The 21,731-nt window shown below is 42.2% G+C and carries 21 protein-coding genes; 1 reads left to right on the top strand and 20 read right to left on the bottom strand.

Features of this window, described 5'->3' with window-relative positions:
* Positions 1–52: 52 nt before the first annotated feature.
* From JFU56_RS06885 to JFU56_RS06790, 20 genes are all read right to left on the bottom strand, one after another.
* Positions 53–1,279, bottom strand: a complete 1,227-nt coding sequence (locus JFU56_RS06885) for a beta-ketoacyl-ACP synthase (protein WP_198436561.1) — start codon at positions 1,277–1,279, stop codon at positions 53–55.
* Positions 1,279–2,004 (bottom strand): 3-oxoacyl-ACP reductase FabG, encoded by a 726-nt coding sequence (gene fabG / locus JFU56_RS06880; protein WP_198436560.1) that lies wholly within the window; start codon positions 2,002–2,004, stop codon positions 1,279–1,281. The genes JFU56_RS06885 and fabG overlap by 1 nt, the downstream gene beginning before the upstream one ends.
* A complete protein-coding gene (locus tag JFU56_RS06875; RefSeq protein ID WP_374221038.1) occupies positions 1,997–2,476 on the bottom strand; it encodes a 3-hydroxylacyl-ACP dehydratase in 480 nt (159 codons plus the stop codon). Before JFU56_RS06875 ends, fabG begins: the two co-directional genes overlap by 8 nt.
* Complete coding sequence (locus JFU56_RS06870) at positions 2,473–3,669, bottom strand: beta-ketoacyl-ACP synthase (RefSeq protein ID WP_198436559.1); 1,197 nt, start codon at positions 3,667–3,669, stop codon at positions 2,473–2,475. The genes JFU56_RS06875 and JFU56_RS06870 overlap by 4 nt, the downstream gene beginning before the upstream one ends.
* Positions 3,666–4,271 (bottom strand): DUF3261 domain-containing protein, encoded by a 606-nt coding sequence (locus tag JFU56_RS06865; RefSeq protein ID WP_198436558.1) that lies wholly within the window; start codon positions 4,269–4,271, stop codon positions 3,666–3,668. The genes JFU56_RS06870 and JFU56_RS06865 overlap by 4 nt, the downstream gene beginning before the upstream one ends.
* Positions 4,252–6,672: an MMPL family transporter gene (locus tag JFU56_RS06860; protein WP_242065893.1), complete on the bottom strand. Its 2,421-nt coding sequence runs from the start codon at positions 6,670–6,672 to the stop codon at positions 4,252–4,254. The genes JFU56_RS06865 and JFU56_RS06860 overlap by 20 nt, the downstream gene beginning before the upstream one ends.
* Positions 6,659–7,297 carry an outer membrane lipoprotein carrier protein LolA gene (locus JFU56_RS06855; RefSeq protein ID WP_198436557.1) on the bottom strand — a complete coding sequence of 213 codons (639 nt, stop codon included), beginning with the start codon at positions 7,295–7,297 and terminating at the stop codon, positions 6,659–6,661. The genes JFU56_RS06860 and JFU56_RS06855 overlap by 14 nt, the downstream gene beginning before the upstream one ends.
* On the bottom strand, positions 7,290–7,718 hold the full coding sequence (locus tag JFU56_RS06850) for a thioesterase family protein (protein WP_198436556.1): 429 nt from the start codon (positions 7,716–7,718) through the stop codon (positions 7,290–7,292). The genes JFU56_RS06855 and JFU56_RS06850 overlap by 8 nt, the downstream gene beginning before the upstream one ends.
* A gap of 72 nt (positions 7,719–7,790) precedes the next feature.
* Positions 7,791–9,338 (bottom strand): histidine ammonia-lyase, encoded by a 1,548-nt coding sequence (hutH, locus tag JFU56_RS06845; protein WP_198436555.1) that lies wholly within the window; start codon positions 9,336–9,338, stop codon positions 7,791–7,793.
* Positions 9,339–9,351: 13 nt separating this feature from the next.
* The gene (locus JFU56_RS06840) at positions 9,352–10,296 is read right to left on the bottom strand and encodes an acyltransferase (protein WP_198436554.1); all 945 of its coding nucleotides are present in this window, start codon (positions 10,294–10,296) and stop codon (positions 9,352–9,354) included.
* A gap of 76 nt (positions 10,297–10,372) precedes the next feature.
* Positions 10,373–11,110 (bottom strand): glycosyltransferase family 2 protein, encoded by a 738-nt coding sequence (locus tag JFU56_RS06835; RefSeq protein ID WP_198436553.1) that lies wholly within the window; start codon positions 11,108–11,110, stop codon positions 10,373–10,375.
* A complete protein-coding gene (locus JFU56_RS06830; protein ID WP_198436552.1) occupies positions 11,107–11,544 on the bottom strand; it encodes a hypothetical protein in 438 nt (145 codons plus the stop codon). The genes JFU56_RS06835 and JFU56_RS06830 overlap by 4 nt, the downstream gene beginning before the upstream one ends.
* Positions 11,537–12,928, bottom strand: a complete 1,392-nt coding sequence (locus JFU56_RS06825; RefSeq protein WP_198436551.1) for an AMP-binding protein — start codon at positions 12,926–12,928, stop codon at positions 11,537–11,539. The genes JFU56_RS06830 and JFU56_RS06825 overlap by 8 nt, the downstream gene beginning before the upstream one ends.
* Entirely contained in the window at positions 12,921–13,433 is a 513-nt protein-coding gene (locus JFU56_RS06820; RefSeq protein ID WP_242065892.1) for a hypothetical protein, read from the bottom strand. The genes JFU56_RS06825 and JFU56_RS06820 overlap by 8 nt, the downstream gene beginning before the upstream one ends.
* Positions 13,434–13,601: 168 nt before the next feature.
* Entirely contained in the window at positions 13,602–13,853 is a 252-nt protein-coding gene (locus JFU56_RS06815; RefSeq protein WP_198436549.1) for an acyl carrier protein, read from the bottom strand.
* Positions 13,854–13,866: 13 nt separating this feature from the next.
* Positions 13,867–14,130: a phosphopantetheine-binding protein gene (locus tag JFU56_RS06810; RefSeq protein ID WP_198436548.1), complete on the bottom strand. Its 264-nt coding sequence runs from the start codon at positions 14,128–14,130 to the stop codon at positions 13,867–13,869.
* Positions 14,111–14,917 (bottom strand): 1-acyl-sn-glycerol-3-phosphate acyltransferase, encoded by an 807-nt coding sequence (locus JFU56_RS06805; RefSeq protein ID WP_198436547.1) that lies wholly within the window; start codon positions 14,915–14,917, stop codon positions 14,111–14,113. The genes JFU56_RS06810 and JFU56_RS06805 overlap by 20 nt, the downstream gene beginning before the upstream one ends.
* The gene (locus JFU56_RS06800; protein ID WP_198436546.1) at positions 14,910–15,725 is read right to left on the bottom strand and encodes a beta-ketoacyl synthase chain length factor; all 816 of its coding nucleotides are present in this window, start codon (positions 15,723–15,725) and stop codon (positions 14,910–14,912) included. Before JFU56_RS06800 ends, JFU56_RS06805 begins: the two co-directional genes overlap by 8 nt.
* Positions 15,726–15,964: 239 nt before the next feature.
* Positions 15,965–17,035: a class I SAM-dependent methyltransferase gene (locus JFU56_RS06795; protein ID WP_198436545.1), complete on the bottom strand. Its 1,071-nt coding sequence runs from the start codon at positions 17,033–17,035 to the stop codon at positions 15,965–15,967.
* Between the two features lie 205 nt (positions 17,036–17,240).
* Positions 17,241–19,097: a PQQ-binding-like beta-propeller repeat protein gene (locus JFU56_RS06790; RefSeq protein ID WP_198436544.1), complete on the bottom strand. Its 1,857-nt coding sequence runs from the start codon at positions 19,095–19,097 to the stop codon at positions 17,241–17,243.
* A 291-nt stretch (positions 19,098–19,388) separates the two neighbouring features.
* Here JFU56_RS06790 and JFU56_RS06785 point away from each other — a divergent pair, with 291 nt between their 5' ends.
* Positions 19,389–21,722 carry a TonB-dependent receptor gene (locus JFU56_RS06785; protein ID WP_198436543.1) on the top strand — a complete coding sequence of 778 codons (2,334 nt, stop codon included), beginning with the start codon at positions 19,389–19,391 and terminating at the stop codon, positions 21,720–21,722.
* The last annotated feature ends 9 nt before the right edge of the window (positions 21,723–21,731 follow it).

The raw sequence follows: 21,731 nt of genomic DNA, 5'->3' as shown, positions 1-21,731 counted from the left end.
CGGACGCGTTTTTCTTCAGCTTTTATACGTTGTCTTCAAGACTAATTTAAGACTAGCCCTGCCAACGTTTAAATAACAATGATGTGTTAATACCACCAAATGCAAAGTTATTGCTCATCACAACATCAGTGTTAATTTCACGACCTTCACCGCGAATATAATCCAAATCACCACACTCTTCAGCAATACTGTCCAGATTAATCGTTGGGGCAAACCAGTTGTCTTGCATCATATTGATTGATGCCCACGCTTCAATCGCGCCACAGGCACCTAAGGTATGTCCAAGGTAGCTTTTTAGTGAGCTAATTGGTTTTTTACCTAGCGCATTGGCTGTGGCATTGGTTTCGGCAATATCACCTCGATCTGTCGCAGTGCCGTGCGCGCACACATAACCAATTTCAGCAATATCAATATTAGCGTCTTGCACTGCTTGCTCGATGGCAATCTGCATTGTTTCGGCGGTTGGTTGGGTTACGTGTTTACCATCGGAGTTACAACCAAAACCAATGATTTCAGCATAAATCGTCGCACCACGTGCAAGTGCATGCTCTAGTTCTTCTAAAATCAACGTACAAGCACCTTCGCCAATAACCAGACCATCACGGTCTTTATCAAATGGGCGTGGTGTCAGCGCTGGCGTGTCGTTTTTAACACTGGTTGCATACAAGGTATCAAACACTGCCGCTTCGGTAATGCACAGCTCTTCAGCGCCACCAGCAACCATTAAATCTTGACGGCCAAACTTAATCGCTTCATAGGCATAACCAATGCCTTGCGAACCAGATGTACAAGCAGAACTCGTCGTAATAACACGACCAGTCAAACCAAAGAATACGCCAACATTCACAGGTGCAGTGTGTGACATAGTTTGAATATAACTTGTCGCAGTCACGCCTGACATATTGCCAGTGTCCATCATCCGACTAAAGTTAACTAGCGGCTCAGTAGAACCCACAGATGAACCATATGAAATACCTGTGCGGCCATCGGTTAATGCTGGATGGTCTAATAACTGTGCTTGCTCTAGCGCTAATTCCGTTGCCCGCGTCGACATTAACGATACACGTCCCATCGAGCGCACTTGCTTGCGCTTGTAATGTTTTGGTTTTTCAAAATGTAATACCGGCGCAGCTAAACGGGTATTCAGACCGTCAAGGTAATCCCATTCAGGCATCACTTTAACGGCATTTTCGCCCTTCTCTAATCCAGCTTTAAACGTTGTCCAATCATCGCCAAGCGCAGTGATCGCAGACATACCCGTTACAACAACTCTTCTCATTAGATCAGTCCACCGTTTACAGAGATAACTTGACGAGTGATATAGGCAGCACAGTCCGATACCAGGAATGATACCGTGCCCGCCACTTCTTCAGGTTTGCCCATACGCTTTAATGGGATCATTTTTTTGATTTCATCGAGTGGTAAATCATTGGTCATGTCAGATTCAATTAAACCAGGCGCGACACAGTTCACCGTGATCTTACGTTTTGCCAGCTCAAGTGATAACGCTTTTGATGCGGCGATGATCCCGCCTTTTGCTGCGCTATAGTTCACTTGACCACGGTTGCCCATGATCCCTGAAACAGAGGCCATTGTAACGATACGACCGCCTTGTTTCGCACGAACCATAGGCATAACAGTTGGGTGGATAACATTATAGAATCCGTCTAATCCCGTACGAATAACGTCATCCCAATCTTCGCCTTCCATTGATGGGAACGCCATATCACGAGTTATACCGGCATTACAGACTACGCCATAGTAAGCCCCATGTGCAGCAATATCAGCTTCAATGCTTGCTTTTGCTGCGGCTCTATCGCACACATCAAACTGTAACAAGCTAGTCGCTTGACCGAGTTCCGCAATTTGTGCACACGTATCCTGCGCCGCTTCAACGCCTGAACGGCAATGCACACTAATATCAAAACCGTCTTTGGCTAATTGCAGTGCGATCGCTTTACCCAGTCCACGACTTGAGCCAGTTACTAAAATACGTTTACTCATGATTATCCTTTAAAAATTGTGCTGGATCCTGCGGTTGAAATACATTGATTTTAGCTTGTGCTAATACCGCATTTTCTTCATCTTTTATAACGCAATCAAAAACACACAGTCCTGATTCGTCTTGAATTAGTTTTTTGGCTTCTATTAGCAAGGTCTGCGCGAGTTTAAATACCCCCACTTCGGCGTGATATTTACGCGAGCCTAATAGAAAACCGATTTTCACTTCGCCCGCATCATCAAGTGCATGTGCACCGCCGTATGCAGCGATCGTTTGCGCCATGTATTCACAACCGACATAACTTGGTACGCCTTGCTTGCCAGTATCAAAGAAAGGTAGGCTTGGCGTGATCGTCACGCGGCAGCTGACATTTTCGTCGTCATAGCTCACCAATTCATCCAGTAAGATCATTGGCGCGCTATGCGGTAATACGTCCGCGATTGGATACTGATTTACTGCTAAAATAGTGCTCACTGCTGTCTTCCTATCACTAGACTGATATTGTTACCACCAAAAGCAAATGAATTGCTCATGCAGGTTTGCAATTTATTGTTAGCGTTATTCGCTATGTCGTCATTACGGCTAGCTAAGTTAATCTGCGCAAGGCTACTATCAACCTCACCGTCGCTAACATTAGCGGGTACGTTATTTAATGGGTTGTATTCATCCTGTAATAACAACCAACAGATGCCAGCCTCTAATGCACCAGCGGCACCTAAGGTGTGTCCTGTCATGCCCTTAGTCGACCCGCACAATACATCGCGACCACAGGCGTTAAACATAGCTTTTGCTTCCATGTCATCATTCTTGGGTGTGCCCGTACCATGTAAGTTCACATAATCGATTTGCTCACCTTGCAAGTTTGCTTCAGCCAATGCCATTCGCATCGCCCGCAGAGCGCCTTCGCCTTCAGGATGAGGCGCCGATAAATGGTGAGCATCAGAGGTTTCCGCCGCCCCTAGCAACTGAATGCCACCCTGTTCTTTGGTAACGATAAACAAGGCTGCCGCTTCACCAATATTAATCCCATCACGGTTTGCCGCAAATGGATTATTCTGCGCTGTCGCTGTTGATGCTAATGCTTTAAAACCATTAACCGTTAATTTCGCTAAACTATCAACACCACCGGCAATAACCACATCCGCTAAGTCAGCATCCAGTAATGCCTGCGCACTGACTAGGGCTTTACCACTCGATGAACAAGCGGTCGAAATGCTATAAACAGGCCCTTTGGCTTGGCATAAGTCCGCAATAAACTGCGCCGTGGTACCCATTTCTTGCATGCGGTAATGGTAATTATCTGGGTATTCACCCGTGGCCAGCTTCTGTTTTAATGCTTGCTCGCCATATTCAATACCAGACGTACTAGTGCCGATCACGACTGCGATACGTTGTTGACCAAATTCAGCGATGAGTGGCGTAAGCGTATCGGCAATTTGTGAATAAGCTAACTGACCAAGTTGATCATTACGGGTCTGTTTTTTATCAACTATTGTTTTATCAAAAGTCGAGTCAGCTACACGACCGACATACTGCGGCTCAGCATTTGGCAACTCGCTATCAAGCACTAAACCATCTCGACTTCCTGTTAACAGCCCAGCGGCTACTGAGGCTTTTGAATCACCGAGTGCGCATACCACACCAAAATCTTTTAGACAGATACTCACAGAGACACCCTACTTAATTCTGTTATTGTTATTTGATAATCACGCAATAAATGCTTAAGGATATAGCGATTATCGAATTTATCGACGGTTAAAATGACTTGTCCATCTTGACTTAACGTACGTGTCCAATCCGCTCGGCCTTGACCGACGTGATGATTAAACGCTTGAGTAAATGTACCATTTGTCGCCAGCTGTAATTGTGAAAACGGCCAGTTAACCCATTGCAGATCGGCAATCACATAACTGATGTCTAATCCCGGCACAGGTACATATTGGTTGATAACCGCGTCATCTTCCACACTCCACAATACATCAAACAAGGGAATACCAGAAGGCGTCATCGCCACCAGTTTAATCTGCGTCTCGGTAAATTCCACCTGCGCTAATAAGCTCTGAGTATCGCCATCAAACTCGGCTTCGATTAGTTGTGTCTTACCCTGCATTTGTAATGCTTTCGGTGGCGCAGTGAGCTGCAAGGTCACATTCGGCGCCATCGTGACTAAATGACTTTGCGGCATGCTGATACAGCCTGTTAATACTAACATCGTCAGAACTAACATCGAGGATCGTACAGCACTTAGTCTAGCTAGGTTTAATTTCATTTTTTAACCTCGGGCTTACTATACTTGAAGGACCTGTGTTTTTTGCAATTAAAGGGGTCAATGCTTTCGCACTTAAAGGGGCAAGCAGAAACACCAATAAAATACCAAACATAACAGTTAAGCCAAAACTTTCTACCGCAGGCGTCACACTTAGTGCAAGCACACCAAATACCAAGGCCGATGAAATAGCCGATAAAGTAATCGCTAAAACAGTATTGCGCTGTAAGCCATGTTCTTGATAGAAGATCACATAATCAATCGCTAAAGCAAGGATCAACAACACAGCTAACAAATTAAAGATATTAAGGTGCCCTAAGCTCAATTGCGTCAATAATAAAGCGCCACCAGCACTCAGCACAATACTGAGCAGACCTAATAAACCTTGCGCTAAGCCAAAGCGTAAACACAAGACAATCGTCACCACTAATATAGCCCCCGCAAACAGCAAGAATAGCGCTTGGCGATAATGGCTTAATGCGGCGGTCACTTCAGCTGGCTTGTTATCAATACTCATATCGACTTGCGCTGCGATCCAGTGCTGTAAATCACTATTTAGCGCGACACCAGAGGTTTCAACCCAAAGTGCATATTTACGATTGCTTGTATTACTCATCGCATCATCTGTTTCATATTGATAAATATATATTGATGATAACGCCTGTAGCGGACCAGTATTAAATGTAGCAAGCGTTAATGGCGTAAAATCATCAACCGAATCCAGCAAGCCTAAATTAGCTAAACCTAATTCAAAATACTGTTGTTTTTCAGCCTTTTTGAGTAGCGAATTACTCGCCTGCTGCTTTGCTATTGACGGCAATAAACTCGCGATACTTTTTACCTTTAAGTCGCGCTGAGCTGCTAACTTAGCCAGTAAGACCTCTTGACGTTGTAACAAGGTTTCACTGTCATCGGCGCTAATGACAATACGCTGACTGTGCTGGTAACCCATTAGCTTCGCCATGTTGATCTCGTTATCAATCAAAAATGCCGGACTAGAATTAAGTAAGCGAATATCATCATTAAAATTAATATCGTCGATGACAACAACACTCACTAACGCGATGCTCAGCACGGTGAATATCACTCGACGTTGCAGGTGCAATCGGCTTAACCACACATTTAACTTTTCCGTTAGAATCCACACACGAGGCGTAACACTAATTCTGCCACTCAGGTTCAAATACGGCAGTAATAGCAACACTGTTAATAATGCGCCAAATAAACCAAAAATCATGAATACTGCCACTTGGCTAAGTAAGGATAATGGCGACATGATTAACGCCGCATAGCCCAATGCCGTAGTGATAAAGCCTAAGCACAACGCAGTACGAATCGATTTAATGCCGCCTGTCGTATTCAAACTGACAAAAGCATGAAAACAGTAATCAATCACAATACCAATTAAGGTCACAGCGAAAACTAACGTAAGTAGATGCAATTGATTGAATAAAGTAACTACCGCCGTTAAGCCATAAACTACCGAGATGGCTAATACCACCAAGGCTAAATTAACCGGTTTAGCGCTGCGAAATACAGCTAAAATCATCAATAATACGGCTAACAGTGAGGTAACCCCAAACGTCGACATTTCAAATTCAGCTTGCTGACTTGACTCGGCAGTATGAAACAGAACCCCGCTATAAAGCACATTAACACCAAATTGGCTTTCTAATGTCTTGAACTCAGCTTGTAATTGCTGCGAAAATGCTTGAGTTTGTTTAACCGAGAAACCATCTACATCGACTTTAATTGGCATGATGTAATGTTTTAAACCGTCTTGGTTAACGACAATAATGCCTTGTTCTGTTTCAAACGATTGTAATTTCGCGAGGCCTGTCGCTAAGAACTCTGCCAAATTTAAGCGTGGGGCAATCGCTAAACTGCCGCTAACAAATGGGTCGCTAACTTGCGTCAACTTACCTAACACAAAGTTATTAATGGCGTGAGGATCTGTTAGCAAAGCTTGATAGTCCGCTGTCATAACGCTATCACGGTAAGGCTGATAGAAGGTGACAATATCCTTGATATCCGGCACTGTCATGGCTTCGTTTTCGATGCCATCAAATGTGCTGATCGTTTTCGTGAGTTGCTTATAAGCTGGTACAGCCTGCTCGCCAGAAATCGCGACTAATACGCGCTGGTTGGCTTGTTGGAATAACGCCGATTTTGCTTGTTGAATATTATGCTTCTGACTAGACTGTGTTTGACTATTTTGTGGTAACAAAGACAAGATGTTTGTCTCTATCTGCCATTGACCCCAACCCAATTGATAACCCGCTAACAGCAATACGGCAATCAGTTGCAATAGATAAAACTTCACGCCAAGCTTGTTATGGCTGTTGTTACTATCATGGCTTTGGTTATTACAGTTACTGCTCGTGCTAATGCTAGAGTTGTTCACGGATGGCCTTTGGCAGTTCATCAACCGCTGTCAAACTAAGTGCTATCTCGGTGCGATTACCGGATGTTTCAAACAAGACTAAGTGCTCAACAGTTTCACTGCCGCACAATTCAATAACGCGCATCACTTTGGCTATCGTCGCATCTTTTGGCGTAAGCTCAATACAAGTTTGGCTAGCAGATGATGCTTTTGCAGGTGATGTAGCAGCTAGGCTAAATTGACTTTCTAATGCAGTAAGATCACCAGATAAGGCACTCATGAGTACCGTCGCAATCGGCGTGGCATTATTGATTTTGGTCTGTTGCTGACGATGATCAATGGTAAAAAGTCCATCACCTTTAAGCAGCATCGTCGATTCAATCGGCTTACTGGTATGCCACACAAAACCCAGTGATTGATCTAAGTACAACTCACCTGTTGAGATCACCGGATTTTTGAGTACCGTGAAAAACTTGTTTTGCACGAATGTACCACTGGCTATCGTCAGCGGTTTAAACTGCGATAATAAATCGAGCGGTGCTGCCGACGGTTGTATCTGACCTGAGTTTGCAACGCTAACATCATCAGCAGCAAACACGTTACCGGCCAATGACATTAACAGCAGTAGTCGTAACCAACTACCCATTCAGTTCACCGTGTAGCTTGTCAGTAAATACCGCAGGCGTAACAAATTGCAATTCCTGTGTTTCTAAGTCTACCGCTAACTGCACTGTTGATGCTTTCGTTAACTTCTTACCCGTTTCTACGCAGGTAACCAGATATTCCATTTTTAAACGCGATTCAACTTCAACCAAATGCGCATCGACTTTAATCTTCTGGGCATAACGTGCTGAAGCAATATATTTCACGCGCATATCAACAATTGGCCACACGTAACCTGATTTACTCATATCTTCATAATCGTAATTCATTTTACGTAACAGCGCACTGCGTGCTACTTCAAAGTAACGGGCATAATTACCGTGCCAGACCACATTCATCGGATCGCAATCATGAAACGGTACATCAATAATAACGGATTCTGATAATAAACTATTTTTACTCATGTTATTTCCTTTCTATTACTTAGCACCCGATGCGTATAAGCGGCTTATTTTGCACCAGGTTTATCTCTTAGCTTACTGATAGAGCGCCCAACGTTGAGTTTGGATCGCATCAATTGTAAAACGTAATAGACTTTCCATTGGACGGTCTTCAACTAATGGTTCAAAGAAGCTGCAAATGTCGTTATACATGTCTTGCACTGGCATTGGTAAACTAGCTAAATTTAACTCTTCACGTTCAATACGAATACGTAAACCTTGTACAGTCGCCAGTAAAGTCGTCGCCAATACTTGTTCAGTCAACTGCAGAACCCGCATCGCATCACGTGACGCTATCGTGCCCATGCTGACTTTATCCTGGTTATGACATTCTGTTGAACGTGAGAATACACTCGCTGGCATGGTTTGTTTTAAAGCTTCGGCAGTGTACGCTGACGCACCAATCTGCATGGCTTTAAAACCGTGGTTAATATAACGGCGTTCTTCACTGCTCATCGATAAATTTGATGGTAAGCCATTACTGTATTTCGTATCAACCAAACACGCGAGCTGACGATCGGCGAGATCAGCTAAGTTTGCCACTGCCGTTTTCATGCTATCCATCGCCATCGCAATATGGCCACCGTAGAAATGACCACCATGTAATACATGCTCACCCGGACCATCGATGATTGGATTATCGTTCGCCGAGTTCAGCTCGTTTTCAATCATTTGACGGAAGAACGGCAGTGAATCTTGTAGCACGCCAATAACATGCGGCGCACAACGGATAGAATAACGATCTTGTAAACGGTCAGCATTACGCGGGTGTTCTGCGTGATTTAAGTCATTACGGATCCAGGTTGCAACTTGTTGCTGACCTGGGTGCGGTTTAACCGAAAATAAGATCTCATCGAAATGATGACTATTGCCTTTAATCGACAAACTCGCCATCGCGGTAATACGCGCGGCCAGTTTCGTGGCATAGTTAGCACGATCGAATGCTAAACAAGCCACAGCAGTCATAACAGCAGTACCGTTCATGATTGCTAAGCCTTCTTTAGGTCGCAATACTAATGGGATTAAACCCAGCTCGCGCATCACTTCACCACTGTTGCGGATCTGATCTTTATAATACACATCACGCTCGCCAACCAGTGCGCCAGCAACATAAGAAAGCGGGGTTAAATCACCACTTGCGCCTACCGACCCTTCTTGTGGGATCGCAGGGATAATGTCGTGTTCTAAATAGGCTGCTAATAAGTTCAGCATTTCCCAGCTAACGCCTGAATAGCCTTGTGCTAATGAGTTAAGACGCGTTGCTAAAATAGCGCGCCCTTCCATCGTGCTAAATAACTGACCTAAGCCACAACCGTGAAAACGGGTTAAATGCAGTGGTAATTCATGCACTAAACTTAGCGGTACTTTCACTGTGACCGAATCGCCATAACCTGTGGTTACCCCATAGATCACGCCATCTTCTTTTAACAAGCTATCTAAGAAAGCTAACGCAGAGTCAATCTTATGAGTTAACTCTGGTGCATCACTGATGCTAACGTGTTTTTGTTGTTTCGCAATCGCTACAATATCTTCAATCGATAAACGTGATTCGCCAAACTTAATTGTTGCTTTCGTGTTAGCCACTGACTTCTCCAAACTATTTCTTACGTTCTACTTTATGGTCTTCTTGCCAAAAATCAAAAAAGTTAAACCATTGATACGGATACTGCAGACAAAAGTGTTCTAACCTTTGTGCATACTGATTAATTAATTCGCCTATTTCGGCTTGTCTGGTTTTACGGGCAAACTTTAATTGGTCTGCTACATGCTCAAAAATCAGGTTATATTTGTCACCGTCTTTTAAACAAAATAGGTAATACACAGGGCATTCAAGTAGTGATGCTAAAATAAATGGTCCTTGTGAGAACGGCGCTTGCTGACCTAAAAAGTCAGCATAGACTACGCGTCCAGGGGTCGTTGTACTGGTGCGGTCACCAACAATAACCACTTTCTCACCCGCTTCAACGCGCTGCTTTAATAAGATAGCGAGATCAACACCTACGTCTTTCACTTGAATAAAGTTAACGTTTACATTCGGGTTAATCTTTTGCATTATTTTATTAAATTCAACCGCGTGATGAGTAAATACCAAGACATTAATACGCGTCTTATATTTACCGACACTTAAGGTTCGGCATACTTCTAAATTACCCAGGTGCGAACCAATAAATACCGCGCCCTGCTCTTCTTCAAGTAGTTTTCTAAATTTATCATCATAGTTATAATTAACTTGATCCATGGTGATCTTGCCTGTCCAGGCGTCGATCTTATCAAATGCACCTTGGGCAAAGGTATAAAAATGCTTGATGCCTTCGCGGTGACCAGGTCGCTTACTCCAGCCTTTACGCTGGGCAATTTTAGCTAAATAATTTAATGATGCTTTTTTGCTTTCGCCACCAGTGAAATACAAATACACAATCACGGGATAAAGAATAATGGACAAACCTTTACGGCCTAAAATAGCATAGCAAAGCAACAATATTTTCATGCCCAGAAAAGTACCGCGCTCTTGCATTTTTGACCAATGAACCGTCTCTGACATAACCTGCCTGTTCCTAAATGAGTCTTAAACTATATCTAAACTTATACCTAAAACATGTTTAAATCGGTCTTTGAATTTACGCACTTAATTTACGTAATAATAACTGCGGTAAGCGTTTTAACATGCCGAATACTAAACGCGTGTGCATCCATGAAATCGCCACATTATCTTCCCATAAGCGGAAGTGTGACACACCATTTTCAGGATAATTCACTTTCGTTGGTAAGAAGGTTGTTGTTACGCCATCCCAATATAAGCGCACCATAATTTCGGTATCAAACGCCATGTATTGGCCAACGCTATTGTGCTTAGCCAATAAAGCTAATGTCTCGGCCAGTGGGTATACGCGAAATCCACACATGGTATCTTTGATATCAAATGATAGCGTTTCAATCCATACCCAAACATGGGTTAAGTATCGAGCGTAATAACGGTGCTTAGGAACTGATTCATTATAAATAGGTTGACCACTGATCAGCTTATTAGGCTGCGCTTGCGATAAGGCCACCAGCTTAGTAATGTCAGTAATATCATGTTGACCGTCTGCATCGACTTGGAGCACGTGACTAAAGCCCATATCATGGGCGTATTTTAATCCGGTTTGTACCGCAGCACCTTTGCCTTGATTATGGCGATGAGATACTAACGTTACATAACTGTATTTATTCGCTAAAGTTTGCATAAATGCGGCGCTGTCAGCATCACTGCCATCATTCACCATGATCACAGGCAAGTTGTATTGTGCTAAATCGCCTAACAACTTATCAATAACGACAATGTGGTTATAATTTGGAATGACAATACAATAGCTCACGCCTCACCCGCCTCTGATTTTGTTAGAGCCTTAGGTTTTGTTAAAGCATTCTCAGCTACATCTGCAGAGGCAAAAATAAGCCGACCTGATGAATGCGATTTAACCTCACCGTTTGCCATTGTCGACTGATAACTAAATAGCACTTTCTCGGTGGATTTCTTCGTCAGTGTAAGCACAACTTCATGACCCGGTAAGATCATTTCTTGAAACTTAAGCACTTGTATATCCATCACATCCGTTGCTGCAATGTCTAAGTATTGTTGTGCAAATTCGGCCGCCCAATGCAGTTGTACCACACCCGCTAAGATTGGCGCTTGATCAAAGTGACCTTTAAAATAGTCCAAATCGGTCGGGATATGCAAAATCAATACAGCGCAATCTTCACTAAGCACTTTACTCAAGATAGTTGCGTTCACTTTTACTAATTCAGTCAAACAATTTCTCCAATTCTTTAATCACTAACTTACCTTGAGAGTTAAACGGCATAGTGTCTGGATAACGCCATTTTTTAGGTAAACAGATACGTTCAAACTCACCGAGTAAATGCAATTTAAAGCAATCGTTTAATGATTTTTTATTTTTTTGATGCAGGAAGACTTGCCCTACTTCAGTCAATTCAATAACGGCTGCGAGTACTTGTTTTTTCTCGCCATCAAGGACAATCACTCGCACTTCATTAACAAATTCATGCTGCTGTAAACAACGTTCCATATGGTCGAGGTTAATGCGTTTTTCTTCGTGCTTAATAGTGCGGTCAGCGCGACCTAACATGGTGAAATGTTGCCTGTCGATACACTCGACGCGATCTTCGGTAACGTAATCATCACCGGCAATATACGGCGATGTTAATACCAGTTGTGCGGTTTCAGCCATAACACGATAACTGATATCAGGGAAAACACGCCATGCACTTGGGCTTGACTCCTGACACTGTCGCCATGCGATACCGCCAGTTTCGGTACTACCAAAGACTTCGATTGGTGCTTGTCCTAGCTGATTAAACAAGTCTTGCGCGATAGTAAAAGGTAATGGACCGCCTGAACTAAACACACCTTGTAGCTGCGCTTTGTTCGCGATTAACACATTGTCTAAACTCAGCCGTTTAAGGTGCGCAGGACTAGAGATTAATAACGCCGTTTGACAGTCATCATTCCCGAGGCACTGACTAATGTGTTCTGGGTATTCAAAAGTCTCATTAACAATAGCTAAACCCGATTTCAACGGTAACAACAGTTTAAATAGCAGCCCATAAATATGCTGATGAGAAACGGTACTCACGAGTAATTTCGTTGCATCTAAACGCTGACGGAAGGTTTTAATCAGCACATCAACTTCGCAGTCAAGCTGACTAAACTGTTTCACAATCGGTTTATGTTGGCCTGTTGAACCTGAGGTAAAAAAGGTAATTTGACAATCTAATGGTGTAAACAATCCAGCCCTGCTTGGTAATGCTCCAGCAGATACATCTGAATCATGGTTGCTAGCATTACCACCATTAATCGCGTTATTCATATCAATCGCACTTAGGCCATCGACCTTGATATCACCTAATGTAGCCTGACATTCCGGCGCCATATGCATGAGCGTTTGCTGCTGTGCATTGGGTGGCATGACAATATGGCGACCTTCGAATGCTAAGGCAAAAAAGCCCACCGCAAAATGATAACTTGATTGATGAAACAGCAATACACTCTCAGCATCAATTTGTGCTATATCCCTGCGAGCACGGTCAATATCAGCACTAAACTGATTAAAACTAACAGCGCGTTCATTAATATAAAAACAAATGTCTCGCTGGTTTAACGCTGTTTTAGTCATTACTTACACTTTCCTTTCGACGTTGCACATCTCTTCGTTGTATAAAAAAGCGCACGATGAACTCAATGCCAGCTAAACTGCCAATCAAAATATAAGCAATAAAACCGTTATACAGCGTCCATACTTTAAAGCTGCTATACAGCGCGGTATATAATGAAATACTGGCGTTAATAATGAAGAAACCACACCACACCAATGTCACTTTACGGATATAACTTAATGCATGATCGGGTAAATTAGGATCTTGCAGACGCGCAAAAGTTTCAATCACAGTTGGCGGTTTAAAGTAGGAATAAGCAAATACCGCAAACATGGCAAAATTGACCATCAGCGGGTATAACTTAAAACCAATCACAGAGTCCGTAAATAACGACATGACGATTGCTAAGCCCCCTAATGCGGTTGCAGGTAGTAGCCAGGGCATTTTATTTAATACCCCGCGCAACATCACCAAACGCGATAGCAACAAGACTAATAAACCCAGCGCAAGCCAAAAAGGACTCACATAATTGAGCCCTAAATAAACCGCAAAGGGATACAGCAATAAGCATAATCCCAACAGCACCGTCAGTGTTTTTTTAAGCATAAGTTTTTAAACATAAATGATTAAACATTGTTTCTTCAAAATCGAATCTTCAACATGCAATGTCGTGATGAACTAGGCAGGCAGCAATTATTTAGCTGACGTTAGCTTTTCAATTTCGTTAACCACGTCTTCTACTGTACGAACTAATTTAAATACTTCAGGTTCAATTTTTTCGTTGGTAATGTCACGCAGTTTAATCACCAAATCAATCGCATCAATACTGTCTAAGTCTAAATCTGTATAAAGGTGTGCGCTTAAGCTAATGTCGTCGGCATCAATTTCAAACTCTTCAACTAAGATATCGGCTAATGTTTGGTAGATCTGTTCTCTAGATTGCATGGAAAATCCTTAATTAAGCCGTTATACGTGTCTGAGTAATAAATGCACTTAGTGCATTAATCGATGAAAAATGCTGTTTAATCTCTTCTGAATTAGCATCGATTTTGATGTCATAATGTTTCTTTAGAATTAAGCCTAATTCAAGTGCATCGATGCTGTCTAAACCTAAACCTTCAACGAATAATGCATCCGCGTCGTTGATGTCTTCTACGGCAATATCTTCAAGGTCTAACTCAGCAATAATAAGCTGCTTAAGCTCAGTTTTTAGTTCTGTCATGGGATTGTAGTTCCTGTTTAAAATAACATTCAAGTTCGCGGCAATAATGGCGCACTTGTTTACTCATCGATATATCGTCAGCAATTGAAACAGCAGGTACACCACGGCTCAATTGCAGCGTGAATTTGGCTTTATCACTGGGAATTTGATACCAAGATTCCGCTTTCGTTAATGTGCTTGGTGTCACCTTGATAATAACAGCGGTGATTGGAGCCTGACAGCGTAACGCAATATTAGCCGCGCCACGTTGAAATGACACAGCTCTTCCGGGAACGCTACGAGTCCCCTCTGGAAACACAATCAAATTATTACCTTGTGCTAGCGATAATTTACACGCAGCAAGCAAGGCATCAGGGTCGTCATTACTGATATAACCGGTATTTTTAATAACACCACGAATAAATGGGTTACGGAATAAGTGTGCTTTAACGACACAATCTGCATTCGGTAGCATAGAAAGCATAACCACCACATCAATTAAAGAAGGGTGATTAGCGAGAATTAGTTGCCCTTGTAACTGTGCCAATTCAGTACGGTCACGCAGCTCAAATTCAAAAATACGGGTAAAAGCCATCGTAGCAATAAAGAATCGAAAGCTATAATGTACGGTTTTACGTGCAGCTCGCTTTTGTGCTTGCTCTCCGCGAATACACAATTTTTGTAACGGAAACACCAATACCGTCAGTATGACACCACCCACACCAAATAGGCTGAAGCACAGCGCTGTAGCAAATAACCGCCAAAGATAGTTAACAGCCTTAAATAAATAGTTAAGCGCCTTAAGCATCCGTCATTCCAGTGATTAACTCACAAGTCCAAACATGACGATCAGAGTGATACAGTAATGGTTTTTGCGTTTGTAATAATTGTTGTGATAACAACACTGAACTTGCTGTCGCATCAAACCAATGCATAAAGCATAACGCCGCTGGTAATTTCAATTCAACGTCGTCTTTTTCAATATCAATAGATGCGTTGAAATTCATATCGATACTAGCGATTGTCGCAGGCGTAAGTGCCGACGTAACCACCATAGCAACCGCATGATCAACTTGTTGTTCATCTGCAAACGGTGAATACAATTCAGGTAACTGACGGTCAACATGGACTATTAGGAGTTTATTAGAGCGCCCTGACTTAAGCCGTGCGTACGCATCAACCAACGCATAAAAGAAGCTATCTTTCCCCGCCGATATGGCATTGATAGCTTGCTTGTTCTGTTTGAGAATACTGTATAAACCCGGTACCGCATTATGTACCGAAGTACTGAACGCAGTTGGAGAAATATCTTGGTCTGCGCTTAATTCTGTTAATAGTTCCGCGGTTTTATGCAAATCACCATGACGACTGGAAAACACAATATCAATTTGTGCCGCTTGTTCTGCTGTTTCAACAGATGGAGAAGGTGTAGAAAGCGCATTTTCAGCGGTATAAAGTGCAATTTTAGCGAAAGGACTTAAACGACGGCGCTGCATCGATGGTACAAATTCGAGTTTTGGCCAAGCTGGTGTATTGGTTTTATTATCGCCAGTATGATTCGCTTTTTCAGCGTCGAAAGTTGACCAAGCGTTAATACTTTCTAGATGTAACAGCAATGGTTTCTCCTAAAACAAAAATGGCGACAATTAATATGCCGCCATTTTAATTAATCATTAATAACAAATCAATAACTAAATAGTAATAACACTATTTATCAACATGTTACAAAAGATGTTTTATGCTACTATATCGTATGATAATGGCTATTTGATTGTAAACCCAGCAATTAACAACGCTTACTTTCGCTTACAAAATATCCCATTGCTTTACTTTTTATAATCGTCTTTTAGTATTGCTATTTCTTCTTACAGGCTAACAGCGTATGTCCGAGACCAAGATCATCGGTATCTTGATCAACATACAAACCCGCTTCTTGAATCAAACGCATCATGTCTTTTGAGTGATACATACGACTATTGCCATTCGCCATAGCCGTAAAATAGATAGATGTCGCATTAACGCAATAAGCGCCAGCCTCATAAGGTTGTCTGTCCCAGTATGTTTCTAAGATGTATAAACGGCTATCGGCAGTCATCACATCTGCAGCGCGCTTAAGAATACTTAAAATTTCAGTTTTACTGAAACAATCTAGAAACTGACTCATCCAAATGGTATCTGCACCATCAAAGAAAGTGCGGCTTTCATCGAGTAAATCGGTTTCATGGCCGTGTACGCGATCTGCAACACCGGCCGCTTTAGCATTTGCTAGCGCAACATTTAACTGTCCCGGTAAATCCATAATTGTCACATTAATGTCAGCATCATGTTTGGTACATGCTAATGACCATTTACCGGTATTACCGCCCACATCTAATATATGTTTTGGCTTGTGTTCAAACAATAATGCCAGTACTTCAGGAAAGGCATGATCTGAATAATAGTGATCAAACTCAAACCAACTGCGCTTTGCTTCTTCCGGTAGTTGACTTAGTCCAGGGTAAATTGTTTTCCAATCACCAAATACATGCAGGCCAGCTGGCGTACCGGTTTCAATGGCTTTATCTAAATCAAACAGACCCTGGTAACAAACATGGTGGGTAAAATCGAGATTCTTTAACGCCATATCATCGTTAAGCAAAAAATAACCCACTTTATCTAAAATGAAGTTGTCATTTTGCTGCCATACTAGCCCCATGCTTAGTCCCATATCGAGCAATACACTGATACCGTATTCACTGGTATCAAGCTTGTCTGTCAATGCTGATAAGCTGATGCCTTGTTTACCAGAATCATCCACCGCTTTTAAAATACCAAATTTTAATAGGCAGCGTGCTACCTGAAATGCAACGGGTGCAAAGGCTATTTTCTGTGCTTCAAACTTTGCATTAAACGCTGACATTTCAGCTGGTTTATCATAAAAAGCCATTATTACTCCGTGAGTTAACTCAACACTCTAATATATGTCCCCGAGTCTAATATAAATTACTATTCGTTTCCTTATTAACATCATCTTTTCCCATAAAAAAAGCGATGATTACTAAAACTGTAATCATCGCTCAATCATTTAATGTTTAATATACCCTTCATTTGATTTGCTGATTGTCCATTTGAAGTAGCTTGGTATATAAGTATTATGCAGCTGTATTGTCGGCTTTATCTAACTGTACAGTTAATGTTTCACACTCTTGAGTTAAGTCACCAAGTTCGCGCCCCAACGCATTTTCAGCTTGATTAACTAATACTTGTATCTGCTTGTGATCCCATTGATAAGCATGTTCATTACCTGCCTTGCTGTAACTTTGCTGACGCTCACTATAACGTACCGCCATACAAACCGCATCACGGGCAACTAATTCCGGATTAGTCGGCACATAACGGGCAATACCGCCAATAATAGCATCTGAATTATCCCCTAATATGCCTTTCGCTGCTAAGCGGCGTGTTGGTGAATGACCAATGGCAAAGCCACCATCAGGCGCGACTACAGTCACTGCAATTGATTCTTCCGCCCCCTCAACAAAGCTGATCACATTACCCGTGTCTTTATCAAGTAACCCGAAACCTACACCGACCATTAAATCCACACTGCCATAGCTTTTAACGGCACCGATACTCACAGCAACACCATTGGCAGTAATTGTCGGTGTTAAGGCATTAATTGAATTAAAGTCAGGGAACATATCAAGATTGGCATTCCAAACTAACTCACCTGAATCACCGTTATCTTGTAGTTTGACAATCTTATGCATAGTGATCGCATAAATTTCGCCATTATCAGAGCCGATTGCTGGTGATGCAGCAATTTTCTCACCCACATTAACTCGCCAAATTTCGGTTAAATCACGAGAAAGCGCGATGATATTGCCGTGATCATCTGTGGTAAATATTTTTTGACCATCGTTACTCACCGATGGTGTTGCCCCGGTACCGCCATCAAAATCAAAACGGCCTGCAATGTCTAATTTATACTGACCTTCTGTCGTCGCTACAATATCTAACGCATACAAGGCGCCAAGTTCAGAGATATTATCTTTGGTGCCATCAAGTTCATCAGGGGCTGTAGCTGCTACGTACAAACGATTCGAAATCGGATCACTGGCATAAAAATTGGTTACTTCACGACCACCGCCAAAAATAATATCAGTGATCGTAGTGAATAATCCGTCCCCATTTTTTGGTTTACCAAATTGCTCTGCCGCGGCTTCATCAGCCCAGCTACGCACAAACCCAGGTGGACGCGCATCTAAATTATTCACTGCCGGTGAACCCGGTAAATCAAATGCTTCAGCTAATAATGCATCGCCTGTTAAACGATCAAATAACATTATTTTACCGTTGCCCGTCACCACGCTCAATGCGTTTAAACCGGGTACAAAATTAACCCCCCAGGCATGAGGAGAGGCACTTTCATCTGTATCCCATGTTAAGCCCGTTTTTTTAGTCCATAGAATGTCGCCATCCGTTGTCACAGCCCAAATATTTTGATAAGTGGAATGATAAATAACTTCTTGTTTATGCTCAGGTGAGTTTAGGATTAAGGTTGCACCAGAGCCACTTATATCGCCATGTGCAGGTAATGTCCAACGGCGCTCACCCGTCTTGCCATCAAGAGCAACAAGGCTTACATCTTCATTAGGGCGAAAAGGGCTGAAATACAAGTTGCCTTGCTGGTCAATCGACGGACCTTCAGGGACATAAAACTGAGTTTCAGCAACCCAAGCTAGCTCTTGCTCAGGCGCAGTTGCAATCATCAGCTGGTCGGTATTATTAATACTGCCATGCATAGTATGAAAGGTATTGAGAACCGGAACCGTATCACTTATAGGTCCAGCGTTTGGTACGCCAACAGGTTTCCAATCAGTCAGTTTATATTCAGGAAGCGCTTTCGGATCTGCATCAGTATTAATCATCGAGCAACCAGCCATCAATGTCGACAGTGTAACGACAGCAGCCAGTGCTGTTAATCGAAATTTTGTATTCGTATCCATGAATTTATTCCTTAGTGATGAGTATGAATGATTGAAAACAGGTTCAAGATATCACAGCTCTATAACAATGGATTTATCATTTAACGCCAACCATGACGCACTGTCTCTTATTTCAAAAACATAAAATTAAATATCATTAAACTACTGATATAAAATAATAATTAATACACTAAGTTCTTATCGAAAAAGAACAACCTGTTACATATGGCGTGAAATGATAAATAATATACGTATTTGCTGTGATACCTTTCCGTTGTCGTTAAATAAATGTTAATCCAAGGATAGGTCTTTATGATTAAATCAAACATTAGCTCAATAACGCCGGTAATTATAAGTGCTTTATTACCGGTAACATCATTTGCTGAGGAAGTAGCAAGTGAGCCGAAATCAATTACATTTACGCAAGAAGTCGCAGCTATTTCTTCAATGAACACAATCGCTAAAACAGCCACTGCCAAAAATAAAACTGAGATCCCAGAAATAAACCTTGCCCCCTTGCCTACCACTAAAGCCAACAGGGCTGTGTTTATTCGTGGTTTTTCAAGCCTAGATACACAAGCAACAAAAAACAGTGCAGTCACCATCAACCATGATGGTGTTTACATGGGAAGAACCGTTGGCTTAGCCGCTGACGTCGTTGACCTTGATGATGTTGTCTATAGCCGAGGGCCAACAACCAATACCGGTCGTAACGCATTAGCCGGCAGTGTTAACTATGTATCAGTTAAACCAACCGACGAATTTGAACTCCAACAACAATTTTCAGTGGGTAGTCAAAACGAACTAAAATCAAAAACTATGATTAACATCCCGTTGAGCGACACCCTTAGTGGCCGCTTTAGCATTTCCAGTTTTAGTCGTGAAGGCGCGATCACATCCACCAGCGAAAAAGCTACCGGTAACTTTGGTGATATTGATACCAGTGCAGTTACAGCTGCATTTCGCTGGACACCCAATAAACACCTCACCGTCGATTACGCTTACGACTATTCTGATGCCGATTATCTCAGTCCTTACATCCAGTTATTAGCCAGTGATAGCTTAAACCCTGGCGATGCGAATGAAGATCGCCAAACCTCAACGGATTTATACTTAGAAGACAGCAATGACCATACAGCACAAGGTCATCGTTTTGGTGTTGAATGGCAATTTAACGAGCGTACTAAATTTGAATCTATTAGCTCTTACAGAATGTCAGATGGTAATACCGATGCAGTTATTGGCACTCAAGAATCTATCGCAGGTGGTACTTTAGATGTTAGCCAATGGTCACAAGAATTTCGTTTAAGCAGCAGCGCTGTTAACGATCGCATTAACTTTAACCTTGGCACTTTATATTACAGCGAGGACAGTGATTCGACAGCCTATGCCGACAACGAGCGTTATGTGAATAACACTGATTATACTTTACCTAATGGGATGACGGTTAATCCTGGTGATTTGTATCAAGGTACACAAACATCCAGTTTTGCCACTTCAACTCAAGGGGAATTAGAAAATATTGCGGTTTATGGTGAGGCAAGTTTCATTCCTGCAATCCTCGATAATAAATTCACTATCACCGCCGGGTTACGCCAAGAGTGGGTTAATGTTAACGCGAATAAACAATATGATGGCAATTGCCAATTCGCCCCAACAGGTGGCGCTATCGTCAATCCACAAAACCCACTGAATCAATTCGCAGGGGCCTTAGTGACAGCTCTATGCCCAGGAGCATTAGGTAATGCTGGCGCAGGTAATGATATCGATGACGTTTATATTGAAAGCTCAGCGTCATTCCAAATGTTATTACCATCGATTAAATTAAATTATGAAGTTGGCCGTGAAAAGAATATCTATACTTCTGTACGTAAAGGCTGGAACCCAGGTGGCTTTAATGCCCTTGCTGGTGTAGACAATTTCGAAAATGGCTTTGATGAAGAAACCATGATGACTTACGACATCGGTTTTCAAGGTAATTTCGCCAATCGAGCACTGCAGTTAAACGCCGTTGCTTTCTATAATGATATTAAGAACCACCAAGCGAATACATCCAATCGTGTACACCCGACTATGGTGGATACCTACAATGTACAGAGAGCCCATTCATATGGTGTAGATCTAGATTTGTTCGCCTTCCTATCTAAGAATGCCATGGTTAAATTTAACTATTCATACCTACAAATGGAATACGATGAATACAGCCACAGAGATGAAGTTAAATCACGAATTTCTGGCGAAACGGACATTAACCCAATAACCCGCGATGTGCCAGATGCTATCCCGCAAGCACCAGAACAGACTATCTTAACGTCATTTATTTACCGCTTTGATAAAACTGACTTTGGCCAACCAACAGTATTGCTAACCAATATTTATCGTGGCGCCTTTTACAGCAGTAATAATGGCTTAGACATCTTAGAAAATGACAGTTTTTCATTGATAAACTTAGACCTAACACTGGCTGAGATCCCGCTTAAGACAGGTGAACTTGCAGTGAACCTGTGGGCTAAAAATTTATTTGATGAAGAATATACCCTTGCTAAGTACGGTTATGGCTATGGCTCAGGGGCAACATCAGGCCCCGTGATTGGCGTATTTGGACCTGAGCGCACGTTCGGTATTAAGGTTAATTACACTTTCTAGTCATTCATC

This window comes from Moritella sp. F3 (assembly GCF_015082335.1).
Taxonomy (GTDB): domain Bacteria; phylum Pseudomonadota; class Gammaproteobacteria; order Enterobacterales; family Moritellaceae; genus Moritella.
This window is presented reverse-complemented; position numbering and strand designations above follow the sequence as displayed.

Excerpts from the sequence above, each read along its gene's own strand:
- JFU56_RS06885 (WP_198436561.1), bottom strand. The coding sequence starts at position 1,279 with ATGAGAAGAGTTGTTGTAACGGGTATGTCTGCGATCACTGCGCTTGGC.
- fabG (WP_198436560.1), bottom strand. The coding sequence starts at position 2,004 with ATGAGTAAACGTATTTTAGTAACTGGCTCAAGTCGTGGACTGGGTAAA.
- JFU56_RS06865 (WP_198436558.1), bottom strand. The coding sequence starts at position 4,271 with ATGAAATTAAACCTAGCTAGACTAAGTGCTGTACGATCCTCGATGTTA.
- JFU56_RS06855 (WP_198436557.1), bottom strand. The coding sequence starts at position 7,297 with ATGGGTAGTTGGTTACGACTACTGCTGTTAATGTCATTGGCCGGTAAC.
- JFU56_RS06850 (WP_198436556.1), bottom strand. The coding sequence starts at position 7,718 with ATGAGTAAAAATAGTTTATTATCAGAATCCGTTATTATTGATGTACCG.
- JFU56_RS06840 (WP_198436554.1), bottom strand. The coding sequence starts at position 10,296 with ATGTCAGAGACGGTTCATTGGTCAAAAATGCAAGAGCGCGGTACTTTT.
- JFU56_RS06825 (WP_198436551.1), bottom strand. The coding sequence starts at position 12,928 with ATGACTAAAACAGCGTTAAACCAGCGAGACATTTGTTTTTATATTAAT.
- JFU56_RS06815 (WP_198436549.1), bottom strand. The coding sequence starts at position 13,853 with ATGCAATCTAGAGAACAGATCTACCAAACATTAGCCGATATCTTAGTT.
- JFU56_RS06810 (WP_198436548.1), bottom strand. The coding sequence starts at position 14,130 with ATGACAGAACTAAAAACTGAGCTTAAGCAGCTTATTATTGCTGAGTTA.
- JFU56_RS06805 (WP_198436547.1), bottom strand. The coding sequence starts at position 14,917 with ATGCTTAAGGCGCTTAACTATTTATTTAAGGCTGTTAACTATCTTTGG.
- JFU56_RS06795 (WP_198436545.1), bottom strand. The coding sequence starts at position 17,035 with ATGGCTTTTTATGATAAACCAGCTGAAATGTCAGCGTTTAATGCAAAG.
- JFU56_RS06790 (WP_198436544.1), bottom strand. The coding sequence starts at position 19,097 with ATGGATACGAATACAAAATTTCGATTAACAGCACTGGCTGCTGTCGTT.
- JFU56_RS06785 (WP_198436543.1), top strand. The coding sequence starts at position 19,389 with ATGATTAAATCAAACATTAGCTCAATAACGCCGGTAATTATAAGTGCT.